General features: G+C 59.8%; 20 protein-coding genes. 6 read left to right on the top strand and 14 right to left on the bottom strand.

The features are described from left to right. Positions 1-16 precede the first annotated feature (16 nt). Positions 17-655: a class I SAM-dependent methyltransferase gene (locus tag B8746_RS15450; protein ID WP_084394600.1), complete on the top strand. Its 639-nt coding sequence runs from the start codon at positions 17-19 to the stop codon at positions 653-655. A 3-nt stretch (positions 656-658) separates the two neighbouring features. Here B8746_RS15450 and B8746_RS15445 read toward each other — a convergent pair whose 3' ends face one another. Both B8746_RS15445 and B8746_RS15440 read right to left on the bottom strand, forming a co-directional pair. Further along, positions 659-1,138, bottom strand: a complete 480-nt coding sequence (locus tag B8746_RS15445) for a YaiI/YqxD family protein (RefSeq protein WP_084394599.1) — start codon at positions 1,136-1,138, stop codon at positions 659-661. Beyond that, positions 1,135-3,201: an amidohydrolase family protein gene (locus B8746_RS15440; RefSeq protein ID WP_084394598.1), complete on the bottom strand. Its 2,067-nt coding sequence runs from the start codon at positions 3,199-3,201 to the stop codon at positions 1,135-1,137. The genes B8746_RS15445 and B8746_RS15440 overlap by 4 nt, the downstream gene beginning before the upstream one ends. A 193-nt stretch (positions 3,202-3,394) precedes the next feature. Here B8746_RS15440 and B8746_RS15435 point away from each other — a divergent pair, with 193 nt between their 5' ends. The 4 genes from B8746_RS15435 to B8746_RS15420 all read left to right on the top strand — a co-directional run bounded on the left by B8746_RS15435 (position 3,395) and on the right by B8746_RS15420 (position 5,689). After that, positions 3,395-4,327 (top strand): S1 family serine peptidase, encoded by a 933-nt coding sequence (locus tag B8746_RS15435; protein WP_084394597.1) that lies wholly within the window; start codon positions 3,395-3,397, stop codon positions 4,325-4,327. A gap of 87 nt (positions 4,328-4,414) precedes the next feature. Continuing rightward, a complete protein-coding gene (locus B8746_RS15430) occupies positions 4,415-4,837 on the top strand; it encodes a hypothetical protein (protein ID WP_084394596.1) in 423 nt (140 codons plus the stop codon). Between the two features lie 5 nt (positions 4,838-4,842). Continuing rightward, a complete protein-coding gene (locus B8746_RS15425) occupies positions 4,843-5,058 on the top strand; it encodes a helix-turn-helix transcriptional regulator (protein WP_084394595.1) in 216 nt (71 codons plus the stop codon). Between the two features lie 94 nt (positions 5,059-5,152). After that, positions 5,153-5,689 carry a tetratricopeptide repeat protein gene (locus B8746_RS15420; protein ID WP_158084662.1) on the top strand — a complete coding sequence of 179 codons (537 nt, stop codon included), beginning with the start codon at positions 5,153-5,155 and terminating at the stop codon, positions 5,687-5,689. Here the strand turns inward: B8746_RS15420 and B8746_RS15415 are convergent. The 8 genes from B8746_RS15415 to rnhB all read right to left on the bottom strand — a co-directional run bounded on the left by B8746_RS15415 (position 5,686) and on the right by rnhB (position 15,088). After that, positions 5,686-6,021, bottom strand: a complete 336-nt coding sequence (locus B8746_RS15415; RefSeq protein WP_084394593.1) for an ArsR/SmtB family transcription factor — start codon at positions 6,019-6,021, stop codon at positions 5,686-5,688. The two genes, B8746_RS15420 and B8746_RS15415, sit on opposite strands and share 4 nt — an antisense overlap. Next, positions 6,021-6,650, bottom strand: a complete 630-nt coding sequence (locus B8746_RS15410; RefSeq protein ID WP_084394592.1) for an SRPBCC family protein — start codon at positions 6,648-6,650, stop codon at positions 6,021-6,023. The genes B8746_RS15415 and B8746_RS15410 overlap by 1 nt, the downstream gene beginning before the upstream one ends. 59 nt (positions 6,651-6,709) lie before the next feature. Beyond that, on the bottom strand, positions 6,710-7,585 hold the full coding sequence (gene ttcA / locus B8746_RS15405) for a tRNA 2-thiocytidine(32) synthetase TtcA (protein WP_084394591.1): 876 nt from the start codon (positions 7,583-7,585) through the stop codon (positions 6,710-6,712). Positions 7,586-7,633: 48 nt separating this feature from the next. Beyond that, positions 7,634-9,379, bottom strand: a complete 1,746-nt coding sequence (locus B8746_RS15400) for an alpha/beta hydrolase (protein ID WP_084394590.1) — start codon at positions 9,377-9,379, stop codon at positions 7,634-7,636. Between the two features lie 147 nt (positions 9,380-9,526). Further along, positions 9,527-11,860, bottom strand: coding sequence for a TonB-dependent receptor (locus B8746_RS15395; protein ID WP_084394589.1), 2,334 nt, complete (start codon positions 11,858-11,860; stop codon positions 9,527-9,529). Positions 11,861-12,234: 374 nt separating this feature from the next. Further along, a complete protein-coding gene (locus B8746_RS15390; protein WP_084394588.1) occupies positions 12,235-13,875 on the bottom strand; it encodes an acyl-CoA synthetase in 1,641 nt (546 codons plus the stop codon). Between the two features lie 88 nt (positions 13,876-13,963). Continuing rightward, positions 13,964-14,398 (bottom strand): GIY-YIG nuclease family protein, encoded by a 435-nt coding sequence (locus tag B8746_RS15385; protein WP_084394587.1) that lies wholly within the window; start codon positions 14,396-14,398, stop codon positions 13,964-13,966. Between the two features lie 105 nt (positions 14,399-14,503). Then, complete coding sequence (rnhB, locus tag B8746_RS15380; protein WP_188657391.1) at positions 14,504-15,088, bottom strand: ribonuclease HII; 585 nt, start codon at positions 15,086-15,088, stop codon at positions 14,504-14,506. Between the two features lie 38 nt (positions 15,089-15,126). Here rnhB and B8746_RS15375 point away from each other — a divergent pair, with 38 nt between their 5' ends. Then, on the top strand, positions 15,127-16,098 hold the full coding sequence (locus tag B8746_RS15375; RefSeq protein WP_084394586.1) for a quinone oxidoreductase family protein: 972 nt from the start codon (positions 15,127-15,129) through the stop codon (positions 16,096-16,098). On the opposite strand, the gene B8746_RS15370 is transcribed toward B8746_RS15375, so the two are convergent. From B8746_RS15370 to B8746_RS15355, 4 genes are all read right to left on the bottom strand, one after another. Further along, a complete protein-coding gene (locus B8746_RS15370) occupies positions 16,095-16,589 on the bottom strand; it encodes an MgtC/SapB family protein (protein WP_084394585.1) in 495 nt (164 codons plus the stop codon). The genes B8746_RS15375 and B8746_RS15370 overlap by 4 nt on opposite strands. Positions 16,590-16,660: 71 nt before the next feature. Further along, on the bottom strand, positions 16,661-17,563 hold the full coding sequence (locus B8746_RS15365; protein WP_233124384.1) for a M23 family metallopeptidase: 903 nt from the start codon (positions 17,561-17,563) through the stop codon (positions 16,661-16,663). A gap of 1 nt (position 17,564) precedes the next feature. After that, positions 17,565-17,777 carry a DUF2093 domain-containing protein gene (locus B8746_RS15360; protein ID WP_084394583.1) on the bottom strand — a complete coding sequence of 71 codons (213 nt, stop codon included), beginning with the start codon at positions 17,775-17,777 and terminating at the stop codon, positions 17,565-17,567. A 63-nt stretch (positions 17,778-17,840) separates the two neighbouring features. Next, positions 17,841-18,617 carry a hypothetical protein gene (locus tag B8746_RS15355; protein WP_143434622.1) on the bottom strand — a complete coding sequence of 259 codons (777 nt, stop codon included), beginning with the start codon at positions 18,615-18,617 and terminating at the stop codon, positions 17,841-17,843. Between the last annotated feature and the right edge of the window lie 181 nt (positions 18,618-18,798).

The following is an 18,798-nucleotide window of genomic DNA, read 5'->3' as shown; positions in this document are numbered from 1 at the left end:
GATTTAGGATGAATTGATGAAGACTGCCACTGCGAAGGACCAGCGTTTCTGGGACAAGCTCGCCGCGAAATATGCGAGCCAGCCGATTGCCGATCAGGAGAGCTATGAGAAGAAGCTCGAGATCACGCGGAAATACCTGACGCCAGACAGTGATGTGTTCGAGTTTGGCTGTGGTACAGGCTCAACCGCAATCCTGCACGCCCCTTACGTCAGGCATATCCTCGCGACCGATCTTGCCGACAACATGCTGGCCATTGGACGGGACAAGGCGCGTGAGGCTGGCATAGAGAATGTCACGTTCGAATGCACCGGGATCGAGGAGTTCGACGCCAGGGGCCGCCAGTTCGATGTCGTGCTGGCGCTCAACATCATCCATCTCTGCCGCGATCCGCTTGCTGTGATGAATAAGGCAAGAAGCCTGCTGAAACCGGGTGGGCATTTCATCCAGAGCACGGTCTGCCTGAAAGATGCGATGCCAATCGCGCCCTTTGTCATTCCGGTGATGCAGCTCATCGGCAAGGCGCCACATGTCAAATTCCTGAAGCGCGATCAATTGTTCGATCAGATTGATGAGGCTGGCTTTCATGTGGTGGAGACCTTCCGTCCGGAGCGGAAGCTGAGCGCGGAATTCATCGTGGCAACGCCGGCCCCTTGAGGGTCACCCTGCCCGTTTCAGCCTCTGGATTTCCACTTCGAGAGCCGACAGGAAATTCGACCGGTCAGCCGGTCTGAAAGGGGCAGGGCCGCTGGTCTGTTCACCGGTCGAGCGCAGGTCCTCCATGATAGCACGTGTGGCGACCTGCTGGCCGATCGAGTTCTGCGTGAACGCCTTGCCTTTTGGGGAAAGAGCGCGCGCACCTTTCTGCAGGCAGCGCTCAGCGAGCAATATGTCCGCTGTGATAACGACCGACCTTGCATCGGCGCGCTCGGCGATCCAGTCATCCGCGACATCGGGCCCTTCATGCACCATCACCAGCTGGAACAGCGAATTGGAAGGGACGCGGATAAAGCTGTTGGCGACAACGTTCACCGGTAGCCGGTGGCGCAAGGCAACCTTGTAGACCTCATCCTTCACCGGGCAGGCGTCGCCATCGACGTGGATGACGATTCCTGCGGGGGCAGGTGCCTGCGTCGTCATTCGGGCGCGACGATTTCTGGCGCGTCCGTGAACGGCTCGATCCCGAAGGCCGGGTAGATTTCGCTCGGGAAGTAGGCGACGCCGCCTTTCATCACCATCCGGATCGTCTTGACGGCTTTGAGATCACTGACTGGGTCTCCCGGCACCAAAAAGAAGTCGGCAAGCTTGCCCTCCTCGATAGATCCGATGTCCTCGCCCATTCCGAGATAATCGGCGGCATCCTGCGTTGAGCGACGAAGGATCTCGCCCGGCGTGAAACCGATGGTCTGGTAGAGTTCAAGCTCGCGGTGAAGGGTGAGCGCGCCGCCAAGGTCCGTCCCGAACAGGATGAAGATCCCGCGATCATGCATCATCTGCAGCGTCTCGGTGATCTGGTCGAAAGCGCCGGCATAGGCAGCATCGTCTTCCGGTGTCTCGATGTTCGACCAGGCCTGGCGCGCCCGGCGCTGCACACCGACGGGCATATGTTCGATATAATCGACCATGCCCGGGTTGAGCTCTCCATTGCGTGACAGGAGGAGCGATTCATGGATGGCGAATGTCGGGTCAATGGCGACGTCGTTCGCCACCATCAGGTCCAGCGTGTGTTTGACCGCGTCTGAAGCAAGGTCAAGTTTCGGCAGGCGCTGAAGCGCGGTCAGGCGCAGCAGGGTGCGTGTGTCCTCATCAGCGTCCAGCACCCAGCCAAGCATGACCTGGTTGATGTGGGTGAGCTCATCATAGCCCGCCTCGATCATCGCATCGGCGCGCGAGAAGGCCGGGACGTGACCGGCAACGCGCAGGCCGCATTCGTGGGCCAGGTCCACCATTTCGGGGACCCACTCGCCCTTCATGGAATTGTAGATCTTGATCTGGTGGAACACACCCATCTCGCAGGATTTGCGGACGGCCTCGTTCGCTTCCTCCTGGCTGGTGACGATCATGCCATTGTTGGAGTTGTAGGGGCTCTTTCCTTCGATAAAGCTGGACTGGACAATGCGTGGTCCGGCAAGGGTACCGGCATCGATCTTTTCGATCAGTTCAGCCAGCACTTCATTGTCATTGCCCATGTCACGGACGAAGGTAACGCCGGCAGCCAGGTTCTGCATGGCTGCATCCTGTCCCATATGGCCATGCATGTCGGAAAGCCCGGGAATCAGCGTGCCTCCCGCGCCATCAATGACATATTCGCCAGCTGCTCCCGCGTTGGCAGCGTCAATCGAGACAATCCGCTCACCCTCGACAAGGACGGAGGCGGGCGGTGTAAGCCCCATTGTGTGAGGGTCGAAGATGCGGACATTGGTGATGCGGACCGGCGCGTCGAATGTGTGAGCGGTTTCGGCCTGCAGCTGTTCGAAGCGTGTCGTGGAATAGTGAACGGCCTTGTCTCGGAGACGGACGTCTTCGTCTTCAAAGCCTTCGCGGACGATCAGGAATTCAGGTGAGATCTGCGCAAACAGCGCATCCTCATCGTCGAGCAGGAAATAGGTCGGGTCGAGTTCCGGGCCAATGAGCGCATAGGCGGTCACTGTTTCTTCGTCAGCGCCGCTGACGGAAAACGTCTCCAGCTCCTGCAGCGAAAGGGAACCGCCGGGCAGGGCAGGCATGGACTGGTCCGCATCGGCCAGAAGCGCTGCAGAATAGATCGCAAGGGAATAGGGCGTGCCCGATTGTGCGATATAGACGGAGGGTTCAGCCACGACGGCTTCGCCGTCCCCCGTCGAGTCGGTCCAGCGTGCGGCGCTTCCATCGAGCGTGAAGCTCTCATTGATGGCGTTGCCGAAGGTTGAATTGCCTGCAACGTTCCAGGCGACCGGGACGCCATTCTCACCGACTGTTATCGTTTCGAGCATGGTCGGGCCGCGTCCATTGTTGCGGTATTCAAAATCCACGGTGACGGTGTCGCCAGCTTCCGTCACGAGCATGTCGCCGATCTTCGTGCCGGACGTCATGACTGTGTAGACCGTGTCGGTCGCCTGGGCCGCTGGCTGGGCCGAAGACGTGTCTGTCTGCGCGCCCGTTGCCGCGCCGCTGCACGCTGCCAGTGCCAACATGCTGATGCTTGTAATGAGACTCTGTTTCATGGACGTATCCTCTCCTGTAGGCGCGCTTCTCGCCCGGCGCACGGCGCTTTCATCGAAGGGCAACAAAGCACCCCGCTGGATGGAAGGCGAGAGGCTTTGCCTGAACTTTTCAGTTCTCTTGTGTCGCGGCTCCTATTTGCAAGGCTGATGAACTTGGCCAGAATGGCGCACGGCAAGTCGAAGGGGACGCGTCATGAAACATGAAGAGATCCGGACGGTCATGGTCGGCATCGCTGCGCTGGCCACCACAGCGTCCTGCGTGGTTGCGGGCGAAGATGCCCTCGCCGATGACTGGCCGGGCATTGCCTCGCTGCAATATGCGCAGGGCCGGTCCATGATGCATGAATGCGGGGCGACGATGATCTCAGAACGCTGGCTGCTCACGGCTGCCCATTGCGTCGATGAAGCCAGGATCGAGCGTAACGGGACCGCGGCCCAGTATTACCGCCGCGAAGATGGGATGATGCAACGCCTCGGTCCGATGCGGGTCGCTGTGGGCAGGACCCACCTTGCAGACGATGAAGACGTGAAGACTTATGCGGTCACGGCGCTCCATATCCATCCCGATTATGTGCCAGGAGAATTCGAGCGAGGCAGCGATATCGCGCTCCTGCAAATCGAGGCGGGCTATAAAGGGCCATATATGCGGATCGATGGCCTTGGTTTCGACGCGATCAGTCTTGCTTCGGATACGTATGTATCTGTTGCTGGCTATGGTAACACGGAAGAAACCAGCGTGGCGGAGGGTGACCTCAATGCCCGTGGCCGCGCTGTCTATGCCCCCAGCCTGAGGCTGCAGCAGGCGAGCCTGCCCCTCCTCAGCCTGGACGCATGCAAGGCCGGGCTCGACGCCGCAATTGAGCTTCACGGGCTCGAGCAGGTCTATGGCGACTATAGCCTCGGTGAGCACACAGTCTGCGCGGGCGGCGGCGAGCAGGACTCCTGCTATGGCGATAGTGGCGGGCCGCTGGTTGTCCACGATGAGTATGGTGAGCCGATTCAGGTCGGCATTGTAAGCTGGGGCCTCGGCTGTGCGCGCGCAGGCAGTCCCGGCGTGTATACGCGCGCTGCCAGCTATTCGGACTGGATATCCGACATAACACAACTGGACGAGCCCTCTGGCTAGGCGCGAATTCTTGTAAAAAATATTTGACAGTCAAAAATTTTTGACTATCTGTGTGTCAAATATCTTTTACAAGGAGGCGTCAACGCCATGTCTTTCCACGAAAAATCCGCATGGGCGATGGCCGTCATTCTGCTCGCAGGCCTTGGCTGGTACGTGCGAACCATTGCCGGCATGTCGGCAGGAATGGAGCAGCTGGCGCCGCCGGTGCTGCCGGTCGTCATCGCCTACATCGTGGTGATCGTGATCCTTTCGATTGTCGGGCACGTCCTGATCGCAGTGGCTAAGCCCTCAGAAGCCGACGATATGATGGATGAGCGTGACAAGCTGATTGCGGCTCGGGCGGGCAATGTCAGCGGCGTCCTGCTTGGCGTCGGCGTTCTCGCCGCCCTGGGCGCGTATCTCTTTACCTATGATGGCAATCTGCTTTTCCATGCCGCCTTCCTCGCACTGATGGTCTCGCAGATCGCCGAATACGGCGCGCGGATTGTCTATTATCGCGGCGGGGTCTGAGCGTGATGGCGAAGCGTCCTCCCATTACCAATCGTGTGCGGGAATTGCGCGAGCGGGACGGCCTGTCCCAGGCAGCGCTTGGCCAGGCGATTGGCGTGACACGCCAGACCGTCATTGCCATCGAACAGGGGCGGTACTCGCCGTCCCTGGAGAGCGCTTTCCGCATATCCCGCGTGTTCCACGCTGGCATCGAGGATGTGTTTGGCTGGGAAGAAGAGTAGGCAGAATCACATTGCCGAAGCGGCACGATATGACGAAGTGGCCAGGTCGCTTTCAATGGCCCTCGTTACTGAAATCTGCTATGCAGGACATATTATGAGAACGGATGTCGATGAACTCATCAAGAGGGTCTACATCGCGCGCCGGGACGACAATCCCGACGAAGCTCATCTTCTTGCGACAGACGCGCTCGAATATGCGCGCAGTACTCGTGATCCCGAAACGATTGTCCGGGCCCTGATGGCCAAGGGACAATGCTATCGCGACGAAGGCCGCTTCGATGACGCAGAGAGGCTTTACGTCGAAGCGGCCAACCTCTGCCGCCGCGAAGACGTGCCGCAGCTCGTTGTGGCGCATGTGATCCGCCATCTGGGAGATGTGACCGCCGAACTGGGCCGGTTTGGCCTTGCCAAGACGCACTATCAGGAAGCGCTGGATCTCTATCGGGAGATTGAGGATCTGCCGGCCGGAACACTCGCCAACGCGATTCGTCCACTCGCTCGCCTGCATGACATGCTGGATGACCATGTTGAGGCAATTGATTGCTGGCGCGAAGCCCGGGGGCTTTATGAGAAGGCCCGGATCAGCTCTGGTGTGGAAGAATGCACCCGCCGCCTGAACGGCGCCGGTTAATCACGGTCCCGGCGCTGCTTCTTGCCGCGCTCAATCTCGGTTTCAAGCGCCATGAACTTTGGCTCCCAGAAGGTGCGGAACTTGTCCAGCCACGCATCCGCCGCTTTCAATCCGTCCGCGCGGATCGCATAGATTCGTCGCGTCCCGTCGATGGTCGACGTGGCGAAGCCGGTCTCGCGCAGAATTTTCAGATGCTGTGAGACTGCCGCCTGCGATATGCCAAACTCGGTGCTTATGACGTCTGAAACGGCACCAGCAGGTTGTTCTGTCTCGGCGAGCAGCTCGAGTATTCTCCGCCGAACCGGATCACCTAGGACATCAAAGGCGTTCATCAGGCCCCCGGCGGCGTTTCGCCGAGATAGAAGGCGGTTGTGGCGGCGGCGCGCTTCGCCGCGATCTCAGGTTCTGCTCCACTTGCGGCATCTGCCTTGCCCCAGGCTTTGCCGCACTGACGGATCAGCCATTTTCCCTCGTCAGACTGGCCGAATGCGGTCTCGTCGAATTTTGCATCCGGATCAGCGAGGTGAAACTGCATTCCCATCAGGCCAAGATCCCAGCCGACGCCGACCGCGCCTGGCCCATAGGTCTCCCAGTGAGGACTGACGGGCGCGGTGTGGATGAGCGTCAGGCGGGCCTCGTCTCCATCTGGCGAGAGATGTATCTCCAGCCAGCTGATTTCGGCGCCGAACTCCCAGGTGAGGGAAAGATGCTCTGGCTTGTCACATTTCAGAATTGTGCCCCCGGCATTCCCAACGAGCTGGTACCGGCCACCGGGCCTGAGGTCGCCCTCGACCGGCAGGAAAGAACGGGGAAGGCGTTCGGGATTGGTAATCGCATCCCAGAGGTCGTCGATATCGGTATCGTAGACGCGCGAGAGGCGTACTGCGCGAACGGGCTTGCCGTCGCGTTCGCCTTCCTCGACCGAACGGTCCACGGCGCCAAACACTTTTGAGAAATCCATGGGGCTTTTCCTATAAGTCGTGTCTTATATAAGTGAAAACTTATAGGATTGCAAATTCGCTAGAACGGCACGTTCGGATCGTCCTCGCCCGCCTGTCCGAACGCAAGTCCGGCAAAGTCAAACACGCGCGGGTCATGCAGGTGGCTCGGTCGCACGGTTGCGAGCGCATGCGCCATGACCTGCCGCACGCCCGGCTTCTTGCGTTCCCAGTCATCCAGCATCTGTTTCATCGCTACCCGCTGCAGCCCGTCCTGTGAGCCGCAGAGATTGCACGGGATGATCGGGAAGTTCATCGCCTCGGCAAACTTGGCAAGATCATCTTCGGCGCAGGTGATCAGCGGGCGCAGCACGAACATGTCGCCAGCATCATTGAGCAGTTTTGGTGGCATTGCTGCCATCCGCCCGCCATGCACGAGGTTCATCATGAAGGTCTCGAGCGCATCGTCGCGGTGGTGACCGAGCACGATGGCCTCGCAGCCTTCCTCGCGCGCGATGCGGTAGAGGATGCCGCGGCGCAAGCGCGAGCACATGGAGCAGAAGGTCCGCCCTTCCGGCACTTTTTCGGTGACGATGGAATAGGTGTCCTCGGTCTCGATCCGGTACTTTACGCCGACCTTGTCCAGCCATTCCGGCAGGACGTGTTTGGGAAATCCGGGCTGTCCCTGGTCGAGGTTGCAGGCGATGAGGTCCACCGGCAGCGCCCCTTGCCATTGCAGGTCAAGCAGAGCCGCAAGCAGCCCATAGCTATCCTTGCCGCCTGACAGGCAGACCAGCCATTTCGGCTTGTCGGGCCGCGCGCGGTCGACCATGCCGAAATCGTCAATTGCCTGAAGGGCATTGCGAACAATCCGCTTGCGAAGCTTCTTGAACGTTACGCTCTTCGGCACGTCCGCAAACAGGGGCGGCACGAGCCCGGTCATCATGTCGTCAGCCATGGCGCTCTATCGCATGCAGCCTGCCAGAGCGCAAAGGCTCCGAACAGCCTACTCATACTCGATCATCAGCTCGATGCGGCGGTTGAGTGGCTCGTCCACCTCGTCATCTGTCGCTTCGACGGGCTGCGCTTCGCCGAGGGCTTCAGTGACAATGATGTCGGGTTCAACCCCTGCTGCGTTCACGATGTACGCCTTGAGAGCGTCTGCCCAGCCTCTTGTCCGCGCCTGGTTGTCTTCATCAGAGCCAACTGTGTCGGTATGAGCGCGGATCGTGACAGAGGAAACATCGCCGCGCGCCAGGGCTGGCATGAATTGAGGCGCGAGCGACTCCGGATCGAAATCGTCGCGGTCGTTCACATAAATGACGACATAAAATGGCGGCAGCGCGGTCGGGGGTGCGCTACGCGGCGCCGGTGCCTCTTCCATGACGGGCGGAGGAGGCGGTGGAGGCGGGGCCATTTCGCGGGCTGGGCCAAAGCGGGCGTCTGCGGGGGCCTGGCTCACATCGGTCAGCGGAAAGGCATCGCGGAACAGGGAGCACTCTTCATAGCCAGGCGCGATTTCCGCGTTGACGCGGAAATACTCATCGCCGTCGTCGAGCGCGCCGAAGCGCAGTCGTTCCAGCGCGCGGTCTTCCGGATTGGCCTCTGCCATGGCGCATAGCATGTCGCCGAGGATGAAAGGATTGTCCGAATAATAATTGTGGCCAAGGCCGAACAGCTCTGTTGCGACTCCGGTCGCGTCGACCGTCTCGTAGAACTCGTTGCGGCGGATATAGGGCTTGTTGCCATCGGTATCACCGAGTCGGAGCTTCTGGTTGACGATCTCGCTGACATGCAGGGCGCGGTCGGCGTCCGAGGTATAGATCGTCACATTGGCTTTCAGATTGTCGAGCACACCGGTGATCTGATCGAAGATTTCGCGGTCGACATCCGCGGCGACGAGGATGATGCGGAACTCGATGTCGCCCTCGCCATGCCTTTCGAGATAGTCGGCAGCATAGTCTTCGAGCGCCTTGGTGAGTATACGGTTGCCCATGGAGTGGGCGACGATGTTGATCCGGTCGATGTCGGAATTCTCGATGATGATATCGAGGAATTCTTCGAGATATGGGGCGGCCTCGATGGACCGGTCCTGATCGCCACGATAATCGCCGAGCGACACCTTGCCGGCGGACGGCCAGCTGAACAGGATCGGCACGCCAACGTCGAACAGGTCGCGGCGGGACAGATCGACCGAAAGCTGAGCCGAGCGGATCAGCGCGTCCTCGAATGGCGTGTTAAAGCCGTGCACAAAGAGGAGGGCGGAGTAGGAATTGTTCTCGATCAGCTGGTCGTCGAGTTCCATCAGGAAGCGTTCCTGACCCGTCTTGGTGATGCGCGTCAGGAAGACATATTTGACGAGCTCATTGTCCTCTTCGGGCACCTCGCCCTGAAGGAATGGTGTCTCGCCGCGCTCCCTCGTCCCGCCTTCCTCAATCAGTTTCGGCAACCAGACATCGGCGCGGCCAAGGTGTAGCTCACCAGCATTTTCGGCTTCGGTGCCAGTCGTGTCGATTTCGCCATCAGCAGCCGGGGCGGCACCGTCAAATCTGACTTTCCGGTTGGTGCCATAGAAGACGCGCACGCAGTCGACCGCATCCTGCGTGCTGCCTGTCAGGAGCTCGCGGCAATCGGTGCCAAACTCAGGATGATGAAGCGTTGTCTTTGGCTGCAAGGCCACGAGCGTCGTCGCGAACGCACCGCCAAACAAGGAGAAAATCATCAACCAGAACAGGACACGCCGCATGTTCATCCCTCACCACCGAAGACGCGTTATGATCACACGCATAGCACGATTTCAAGGCGGTGTTGGGGCCTTGGGCCGGCGCTTTGAAATTGCGAGGCGGGCAAACCGGCCTAGGCCAGCTGCCTGCCCCAGCTTCCAGAGAGGATCGCTGCGCTAGAAGCGCACGGTGAGCGTGGCCTGGAAGGTCCGCGGATTGAGCGGACGGAAGAATGCTACGCCGGCAAAGACGAAAGCGGTTGGCACTTCTTCATCGAGCAGATTGTCGACATTGAAGCGCAGATTCACATTTTCCGGAACGCCGAACCCGTTTGGTCCGCCAAGGTCCAGATAGGCGCTGAGGACGGTGTAGGATTCCATCTCATAGCTCTCGGCGAAGTCTGCATAGCGTTCGCCTGTGTATTTGCCGGAAATGTTGGCAACCAGCCACTCTGTGGGTTCGTAGGTGACGCCGCCGGTAAACAGCCATTCCGGGCTGTCGGCGAGACGTGAACCGGCCGGGTTTCCGGCGAAGGCGTCCTTCGACTCTGCTTTATTGTAGGTCAAGTTCCCGTCGAAATAGAGTACATCATTGAACACCGAAGGCTGGTACACGCCCGAGAGCTCGAAACCGTAAGCCTCGGTCTCACCCGCATTGAGATAAAACGCTTCCGGTTGACTGGTCGCGGGGTTGATGACGCTTCCTGCGACAAGGCGATTATCAAAGCTGGTATAGAACAATGCTGCAGACCCGTAGAATTCGGGCCTGTTTGTCCGGATGCCGATTTCATAGTTGTTGGATTCCTCGCCCTCCGGGGCGGGCAACGGATCGGTGGCGTGATTGGTCGATGCAATCGAGAAGATGTCATCTGCCCCGCGCGGCAAGGCATAGTTCTGCGAGTAGGACGCAAAGACCTGGTCGAAGTCTGTCAGCTGATAGACTGCGCCCACCATTGGGGAGAAATTGTCCTCATATTCGGCTTCGATGCTTTGAGGGCCGAACATTTCGTAGTCGTTATAGTCGCGGTAGCCATCGAGCGAGTAGTCAACGCTGAGGCTCTTGATGCCGACTTCGACGTTGAGCTTGTCGTCGAGCAGGCTGACCGTGTCCTTGATGTAGAGCTGGGTGGTCTCGCGCACCGATGTGTAGTCACGCCGGAAATAGGCTGTTTCGTCCGCGATCACGTTGCCGTCGGATGAGCCATTGGTCTTGTTCAGGCGCTGCTGCGTGCGGTTATAGTCCTCGTCCTCATACCAGACGCCGGCTTCAAGCGTATGGTTTGCGACGTGCCATTCCAGCCCGGCGACCAGGCCTGTCCGTTCGCCGCCGACTTCCGACAGGCCCCATTGCACGCCGCGCGGATGGGTGACGTCGAGGCCGGCTGCAAGCTGGCGGTTATAGATGGCAAGCGAGTTCGGATAACTGTCGGGCGAGACGCCATAGCCGTCCTTGTCTTCCCGGTAGGCGGTTGCCTTCAGCGTCAGCCCGTCGGTGATGTCAGTCTCGAAGTTCAACGAATACAGCGTATCGTCACGGATATTGATGCGGTCTTCATAATACCTGGTACAGGCGCTGCCGGTGAAGATCGGTGTGTAGTCATTGTCATCGATCACGCCGTCATTGTTGAAGTCGACAGAAAGTGGCGCCACACAGCCTGTTTCGGGCAGGATCGGGGAGTAGCCGTAATAATAGTCCGCCTCGAACACCGATTCCGGGCCGGACGGGGAATCGTAGTCGAAGAAGTCATTGTGAACATAGCCGAAAGTCAGGAATGTGTCGGCGTCGAACTCATACTTGATCTTTCCTTCGATATGTTCGCGGTCGATCGTGCCGGGGCCGCGCCACAGGTCGCTGTCGGTTTTCGAGCGGCTGACATAGGCCGAGAGACCGCCAATATTGCCGGTTTCGAGCTTGATGAAGCTGCGCTCCAGATTGTCGTCACCGAGCGTATAGGCAATCATGCCGCCCGCCTCGTCGGACGTGTCGACTGTATTATAGGAGACGATCGGGCCGAGAGAGGCATAGCTGGGCAGGGAGACGTCGCCCGCGCCGGGCGAGGCCACAACCGAGCCGAGATTCTCATTGTCCACGTAACGGAAGATCGGGCTTCCCCCGAATGCATCCGAGCGGCCCATCGGCACGCCGTCGAGGACGAACCCGATCTGTTGCAGGTTGAAGGCACGGACCGTCACCGAGTTGCCGAACTCATAGAGGCCGAGCGCGCCATCTGTCTGCACGTTGAAGCCTGGCAGAGACTCCAGCATTTTCAGGCCGGAAATGCCGCCTGGAGCCGAAAGAAGTTCTTCGCGTGTGACGGCGACGGTATTCGTCGCCTCGTCGAGGCCGATCGCTTCGTCGGTGGTCGAGACGCGCCGACCGGTCACGAAGACCGTACTCTGTCGTGCTTCTGCAGAGTCTTCGTCCTGCGCAAGGGCAGGCATCGACGGGAGGCTGGCAATCAGTGCGAGCGCAGTGGCAGCGCCGAACTGGGAACGAAAGCATAGTCTCATGGGAGGATCCTTACTTGTTGTCTCTGTTACACCTTGCGACCGAGACAAAGACGGGACTGTTCACCCGACAACCAAATTGTCGAATGTCTTAACGAGCTATGTCTATATGCATTACTTTTGCGCAATATTGTTGCGGTGCAGCACAAGCATGCGGCTTGCTTGTTGCAAGTTTGCGATAAGTGCTATTCCCAAGCTGTATTGGTTGCTTCAGTCTTCAGAGAGGGGATGCTGCCCATAGGCAGGGTTATTCTTTAGGTTAAAGAGGCTGCAAATCTGCATGGTTTCTGGAGCGCATTCCTTAATCGCGCAACGGATGGGTGGGGACGGCGCCACGCAAAAATTCCTGCAGCGTTCGGGACGCTGCCAGGCGAGCTCTACCTCATATTCGCCGCTGTCTCCGCCTGTTCCAGCGCATACGCCTTGATCGACTTGTAATCTGCCTTGCCGTTGGGAGCGCGCCCGAGATCCGCCTTGAAGAAGATGCGTTTGGGGGCCTTGTAGCGCGCAAGTTGGGTCTGCACGAAACTGCGCAGCGTGTCTTCGTCTGCCTTTGCCCCGTCATTCAGTTCCACGACGGCGGTGACCGCTGAGCCCCATTTGTCGTCTGGCAGGCCGACCACCAGGGCATCGCGCACAGCCTCATGATTCTTCAGCGCCTCTTCCACTTCTTCCGGATAGATTTTTTCGCCGGCCGAATTTATGCAGTTCGACCCTCGGCCAAGCAGGGTGATCGTGCCGTCTTCATCGACTGTGCACCAGTCTCCCGGAACCGCATACCGGACACCATCGACTTCCCAGAAGGTCTTGGCGGACTTTTCAGGGTCCTTGTAATAGCCGAGGGGCACGGCGCCGCCGCGGGCGATGAGGCCGGCCTCTCCGGAGCCGGGTTTCACCTCGCGGCGGTCTTCGGTGAACACCTTGCACGTATCCCCAATCTGGAATTTCGCGGTCTGCTGAACGCCCTCTGCGGTTGTCACCGACATGCCGAAACCGACCGCTTCGGAAGCCCCGAAACTGTCCATCAGTGCGACCTGCGGGATGTGTTTGATGAGCCCGCGCTTGACCTCCATGGACCACATCACGCCGGAGCTGGTGATCGTCTGTACGGATGACAGGTCATACTTGCCAGGATTGGCTTCGAGCACTTTCAGCATGGGCTTGGCGAAGGCGTCGCCAACAATGGCCATGGCCGTAACGCCATGGCGGTCCACCGTTTCCCAGAGTTCTACCGGGTCAAACGTTTTCGTGTTCTGCAATGTAACGATGCAGCCGCCCGCAATCATCGAGCCCATGGCTGTGAACAGGCCGGTGCCATGCATCAGCGGGCAGGCCGGAAGCTGACGCGACAGTTTTCCTGCCTCATTTGTCCACGCAATGTGCTGGTCCATGTTCTCAGGCGCGAAGCCGTAGATTTTCACCATCGCTTCGCGGGAGCTTTCGCGCCAGATGCGGTGGCTCCACATGACGCCTTTCGGCATGCCCGTGGTGCCTCCGGTATAGAGGAAGAGCTGGTCATCATCGGACCGCTCGATGTCCAGCGGCGCTCCGTCGCCTTCGCTGGCGAGGTGTTCATAGGTCAGGGCAAAGTCGGGCGTGTCCGACCCATCGCCGCCAATCTCGACCCAGGCTTTCACCTTCGGAAGTTTTGTCCGCACCCGCTCAACATTGCCGCGAAACTCCCGGTCAAAGAAGACGACGGCGGAGTCCGAATTGTCGAAAATGTAGGTCAGTTCGTCGTCGAGGTAGCGATAGTTCACGTTGACGTGGGTGAAGCGGCCTTTGAAGCAGGCGGCGAGCGCTTCCATGTATTCCGGCTGGTTGCGCAGATAGAAACCGGCCTTGTCACCTGTCTCGATACCGCGTGCACGAAGGTTTCGGGCGACATTGTTCGAACGCGCCGTCATCTCGGGCCATGAAACAATGCGGTCTCCGTGGATCAGTGCTGGATCATTGGCGCCAAGCTCGCGGCCAACGGCATCGAGCATGTCGCCGAGATTGAAGATGCTGTTGCCCATTACAAGCATGCCTCCCTGAATGACTGTTTCTGTTTTCCGCGAGAATAAGCAGAAATCAGAGAGCCGGGGAGGGCTGACGTCGCGTCGGCTAGCCGATGTGGGCCTTGCCCCACCAGAAACGGTTCCAGAAGCGCTTGCGCCGCCAGGCCTTTTCGAGTTTGCGGTTATTGGGCGCGTCGAGAACGCCGCGCGGGATAAGCATGTCGTTCATGACAGGCTGATAGCGCCGGATGAGGTCTTCCTCGATGCGGGCACGGGCGCGGGCATTCGGCACTTTCAGGATGTGGCGCTCCGTTGCGCCGCGATTCCACCAGGCCTCCGGCCAGCGCTCATGGCCGATCAGGCGGCTTTTGAGGTTGGTCGCCTTGCCGATGTAGAGCGGGTCGAGAAAGAAGACGAACCGCCGGCGCACGAAGACATAGATCCCTGCGCCATCAGGGATTCCCTTGTCCGTCAGGGTGACGTTGAACTTGTATTTGCGCCCGGTTTCTCCAAACCAGGGATGAGCACCAAACACGATCATCTGCGTGCCTCCTCCATACTTTGGCGAAGAGTCCCGCCGACATGGTTAATTGCGGGTTAACATCTCGGGGTGCCGGAAAGGTGCTTTGAAGGATTTTCTGTGGTCTCAGGCGGCCGCTTCGAGTGCCCTACGGACAGGCGCGAAGGTCATTCGGTGACACTTGCAGGGGCCGAGTTCCCGCAAGGCTGACGAATGCGCGGCCGTGCCATACCCCTTGTGCTGACGGAAGCCGTAGCCGGGATACTGGTTGGCAAGGCCTTGCATCTCGCGGTCCCGGGCGACCTTGGCGAGGATCGAGGCAGCTGAGATTGCAGGCTCGGTCAGGTCGCCCTTGACAATTGCGCTCGCCGGGCAGGGAAGGGCCCTTGGCAGCGAATTTCCATCCACAAGAACCTTGTCCGGGATGATGCCCATTATGGCTATTGCGCGCGTCATGGCGAGGAATGTTGCTTCGCGGATATTGAGACGGTCAATCTCATCGGGACTCGCCCAGCCTATGCCGAAGGTCAGGGCTTTTGCCTTGATTTCCGGGTAAAGCGCCTCGCGGCGGGCTTCTGTGAGTTTCTTGGAATCTGTCAGTCCATCAATGGGTTGCGCCGGGTCGAGTATGACCGCGCCGGCCGTTACCGGCCCCGCCCAAGGGCCGCGTCCGGCCTCGTCAACGCCGCAGATCATTCCTATCTTGGTCATAACAGCACCAATCCATCATGATTCCGGGAGCCTTAACCATGAGCGACGCTTATTGCATTCAGATTAACGAGACAGGTGGACCGGACATTTTAACCAAAGTCCCGGTGGAGCCAAGAGAGCCTGGCCCGGGCGAAGCCCTGATCCGGCAGAGCGCCATCGGCCTCAATTTCATCGACACCTATTTCCGCACCGGGCTTTATCCGGCCAAGCTGCCTTTCACACCAGGCCAGGAGGCGGCTGGCACGGTCAGCGCGATTGGCGAAGGTGTCAAAAATCTGAATGTGGGTGATCGCGTCGCCTATCTGGGTTCAGGCACCTATGCGACGCATTTTACCGGTCCCGCCGCTCGCATGATCAAGTTGCCCGACGGCATTTCCGAGGAAGACGCAGCTGCGACCCTTCTAAAGGGGCTGACTGCCTGGATGCTGCTCTTTGAAATCCGCAGGGCCAGCCCCGGAGAAACCGCCCTGGTCTGGGCGCCATCAGGCGGTGTCGGTTCGTTGCTCGTACCGTGGGCAACATCGATGGGGGTTCGCGTCCTGGCTGTGACGTCCACTGAAGAGAAAGCCGAACTTGCGCGCAAGGCTGGGGCTGATCAGGTCATCTTTTCGCACGAAGACGTCGCTGGACGCGTGCGCGCCCTGACGGGAGGCAAGGGCGTCGATGTCTCCTATGACAGTGTCGGCAAGTCGTCGGCGAAAGCGTCGCTTGACAGTCTGAAGCCGCGTGGATGGTGGATGACATATGGCAATGCATCCGGCGCCGTCGAACCGCTGTCTCCGGGAGAGCTCAACCGGCGTGGTTCACTCGTCATGACGCGGCCAGGGCTTTACCATTTCATTGCGCAGGATGAGGACTGGCGCCGCGGTTCGGCTGCTTTGCTCGGTGCGCTGAAGACCGGGACCATCAAGGCCCAGGTCGGGCAGACTTTCCCACTGGACAAGGCGGCGGATGCGCACCGCGCCCTGGAAGGCCGGCAGACCACGGGGTCTACCCTGCTGACGCCCTAGTCCTCGCCTGCGTCCTTCCCCAGGGGGCGCTTGTTGAAGAGATGGGATTCCATCACTCGCAGCGGCACCAGGATGATGAGTGCGAATACGGTCGCGATGAGAGCGATTGCCAGGAACCCTGCGCCGCAGGCCAGCCCGATGGCGCCGGCAAGCCACATGCCGGCACCAGTCGTCAGGCCTTTGACGTTGCCACGTGCCTGAATGATGGTCCCGGCCGCCAGAAAGGCCACCCCCGCTGTGACGGCCTCCACAACCCGCAATGGGTCGAGCTGGGTGCGTTCGTCATTGGCTGCGAATACCGCCATCATCTCAATCGTGATGAGGGCAAAGAGGGCGGCTGCCAGCGAGGTCAGCATATGGGTGCGAAGTCCAGCCGGACGCTCGCGAACCTCCCGTTCGAATCCGATCAGAAATCCGCAAAGGCAGGCCAGCCCGAGCCGTACAAGGATCGCAAGCAATGGTGTGTCCGTGTCGAATGTGACTGCCGTCATCAATCCCAATCATAGCTAAAGCGATACCAACTTACGAACGACGCCCCGAATGGTTTCGTGCATAAGCGAAATCAGGGTGTTGGCACTGGCTCGGGAGGGATCTCCAGAAGCAGGGCCGGGTCGATATAGAAATCTCCATCCCGGTCTTCGCTTGCCGTATTGCGCCACTTCACCGCCCAGTGGAGGTGCGGCCCTGTCGTGCGGCCTGTATTGCCTGAGAGGCCAAGCTGGTCTCCCGTGCCGACAAATTCGCCAGCCTTCACTTCGACCTTGGACATGTGCATGAAGACGGACACCAGCCCGCCGCCATGATCAAGGAAGACGCTTCCCCCCTCATAATAGAGATCAGGATCACTGAGAATGACGACACCGCTGGCAGGCGCAACAACAGGCGTGCCGGTCGGGACAGCCATGTCATAGCCGCGGTGGACTGAGGTGCTCTCGCACTCCTTCCCGTCGACCCCCATGCCGATATATTTGCGCGTTGGTCCGAAAGGCGAAGAGGTAGGGCCTGTTGCGGGTTTGATGAAGCCCTGGGACGCGGCGGGACCCTGGTTGAACGTTGCAAAAGCGTCCTGCTTCTTCACCCAGCTTTCGGCGGCATGTTGCTTCTGCGCTTCGGTGCGGGCATCGACCTTGTCGCAGTCGAGCCCGCGGATGACGCGGTAGTCGTCTTTTCGCGGCGCAATCTGAACGGTCAGCGGCGCAATGTTTGGTGCTCGCGGCGTCAGGGTCAGCTCAGGCGCTTCATCCTGTGCAAGACCGATGACCACCCTGCCGTCGGCGTCCGTCCTGACCGAGCGGACGGTGGTTCCGCCGGGCGCGATGACATCGATCGATGTTTCGGCAGGGCCCGAGCAGACCAGCAACCCGCTCTGCTTTGCCGCGCCAGCGCATGTCAGCTCCGCGACCGCAGGAGAGGCTGGCAGGAGAAATACGAGACCCGGAAAAATCAGATCGCGAAGGAGAAACATGTCAGTCCTGCTTGCTGACCATTCGCGATGCGGCAGCCTCGGCGTCGACATAGGCTTCCTGATGGTCGACGCTCCAATAGCGAAGGGCCTGCAACGGGATCTTCCGACCGGTTACCGCGCAGACGACATAATCGCCCGGCTCGATCACTTCGAGATCGGCATCAAGATAGCGCAGGCGCGCTTCTCCACCAAGTTTTCCGGTTCGCGTAAGCATGAGGCCATAATGGTACGTTTGAGGCGCTGACGGAAGGCCTGTTTGGCGCAAAGCTGCATTCGGTCAGGGTTGTGATGGAGGCGGAGTGGTTGCAACGCCCGTCGGTGCTGGCTCAGAAGGCTCGGGCCGGTCCGGATTCGGCGTGCGGAAGATGAGATCAAGACTGCGCATATAGGTATGCGGCCAGTCTCCCTTGCGGACATGCTGACGCGCCCGCAGCACGATCTCCACGGCTACATCTGCGTGCGAGAAAACATATTCTTCCAGGAGGTCACCCGATGACAGGTCGGCTTCGTCAGGCGGCGTTGCGGTCCATCTCGACATGGCAGGGCAGGCGGCGATCTGTTCGACCAGCGCGTCGCGGCGGTCTCGCATGTCGTCGAGATATTCTGCCTCGCCATTGGTCATGTCGAGCTGGCAGGTCACCTGATTGTACGCGCTGTCAGCCGTCAGCTCCGAGGCCGCCGGTACCACGACGGTGCAATAGTCAGCGCCGAGCGCCCTGAAGGCGTCGCCTGCCGGGTATTTGCCGAGCGGGGCGCCGCCCAGCGTGGAGGGCGACAGCGTCGCGAACCGCGTTGCCAACACGCCCGCGCGAATGATCGGCCCGATCTCGAGGCAGACAGGATCGGCGGGCGGTGCTTCGACCACCCTTGTGGCCGTTGGGTAGGTCGGCCGGGTCGGCGGGGCGGACTGAACGGTAGGGGCGAAGGGAAGAGTGGTTGGTGGTGGATCGTCGGCAGGCGGCGTTTGTACGTCGGTCGTTTCCTGCGCAAGCGTTGGCGATGACAGGAACAAGGCCGCACACACGCCAGCCAGAAGAGTTCGAATGTCCGACATGTCGATCCTTGCAGCAGTCCCTTCGGTGCGCGAGTCTAGGCAGCTCCGCCCCTTGCTGGCAAGCATTTGCGACACGCCAGAAGTTTTTGTTTTGTTCTTGAGAACATATGTGGTACATGCGGTGGACTTGATGAAACGCCGGCCTTGCAATGCAGGGCCAGATATGGACCTAAGGAGACGA

Source organism: Henriciella pelagia, from assembly GCF_002088945.1.
Classification (GTDB): domain Bacteria; phylum Pseudomonadota; class Alphaproteobacteria; order Caulobacterales; family Hyphomonadaceae; genus Henriciella; species Henriciella pelagia.
This window is presented reverse-complemented; position numbering and strand designations above follow the sequence as displayed.

Excerpts from the sequence above, each read along its gene's own strand:
- B8746_RS15450 (WP_084394600.1), top strand. The coding sequence starts at position 17 with ATGAAGACTGCCACTGCGAAGGACCAGCGTTTCTGGGACAAGCTCGCC.
- B8746_RS15445 (WP_084394599.1), bottom strand. The coding sequence starts at position 1,138 with ATGACGACGCAGGCACCTGCCCCCGCAGGAATCGTCATCCACGTCGAT.
- B8746_RS15440 (WP_084394598.1), bottom strand. The coding sequence starts at position 3,201 with ATGAAACAGAGTCTCATTACAAGCATCAGCATGTTGGCACTGGCAGCG.
- B8746_RS15435 (WP_084394597.1), top strand. The coding sequence starts at position 3,395 with ATGAAACATGAAGAGATCCGGACGGTCATGGTCGGCATCGCTGCGCTG.
- B8746_RS15430 (WP_084394596.1), top strand. The coding sequence starts at position 4,415 with ATGTCTTTCCACGAAAAATCCGCATGGGCGATGGCCGTCATTCTGCTC.
- B8746_RS15425 (WP_084394595.1), top strand. The coding sequence starts at position 4,843 with ATGGCGAAGCGTCCTCCCATTACCAATCGTGTGCGGGAATTGCGCGAG.
- B8746_RS15420 (WP_158084662.1), top strand. The coding sequence starts at position 5,153 with ATGAGAACGGATGTCGATGAACTCATCAAGAGGGTCTACATCGCGCGC.
- B8746_RS15415 (WP_084394593.1), bottom strand. The coding sequence starts at position 6,021 with ATGAACGCCTTTGATGTCCTAGGTGATCCGGTTCGGCGGAGAATACTC.
- B8746_RS15410 (WP_084394592.1), bottom strand. The coding sequence starts at position 6,650 with ATGGATTTCTCAAAAGTGTTTGGCGCCGTGGACCGTTCGGTCGAGGAA.
- ttcA (WP_084394591.1), bottom strand. The coding sequence starts at position 7,585 with ATGGCTGACGACATGATGACCGGGCTCGTGCCGCCCCTGTTTGCGGAC.
- B8746_RS15400 (WP_084394590.1), bottom strand. The coding sequence starts at position 9,379 with ATGAACATGCGGCGTGTCCTGTTCTGGTTGATGATTTTCTCCTTGTTT.
- B8746_RS15395 (WP_084394589.1), bottom strand. The coding sequence starts at position 11,860 with ATGAGACTATGCTTTCGTTCCCAGTTCGGCGCTGCCACTGCGCTCGCA.
- B8746_RS15390 (WP_084394588.1), bottom strand. The coding sequence starts at position 13,875 with ATGGGCAACAGCATCTTCAATCTCGGCGACATGCTCGATGCCGTTGGC.
- B8746_RS15385 (WP_084394587.1), bottom strand. The coding sequence starts at position 14,398 with ATGATCGTGTTTGGTGCTCATCCCTGGTTTGGAGAAACCGGGCGCAAA.
- rnhB (WP_188657391.1), bottom strand. The coding sequence starts at position 15,088 with ATGACCAAGATAGGAATGATCTGCGGCGTTGACGAGGCCGGACGCGGC.
- B8746_RS15375 (WP_084394586.1), top strand. The coding sequence starts at position 15,127 with ATGAGCGACGCTTATTGCATTCAGATTAACGAGACAGGTGGACCGGAC.
- B8746_RS15370 (WP_084394585.1), bottom strand. The coding sequence starts at position 16,589 with ATGACGGCAGTCACATTCGACACGGACACACCATTGCTTGCGATCCTT.
- B8746_RS15365 (WP_233124384.1), bottom strand. The coding sequence starts at position 17,563 with ATGTTTCTCCTTCGCGATCTGATTTTTCCGGGTCTCGTATTTCTCCTG.
- B8746_RS15360 (WP_084394583.1), bottom strand. The coding sequence starts at position 17,777 with ATGCTTACGCGAACCGGAAAACTTGGTGGAGAAGCGCGCCTGCGCTAT.
- B8746_RS15355 (WP_143434622.1), bottom strand. The coding sequence starts at position 18,617 with ATGTCGGACATTCGAACTCTTCTGGCTGGCGTGTGTGCGGCCTTGTTC.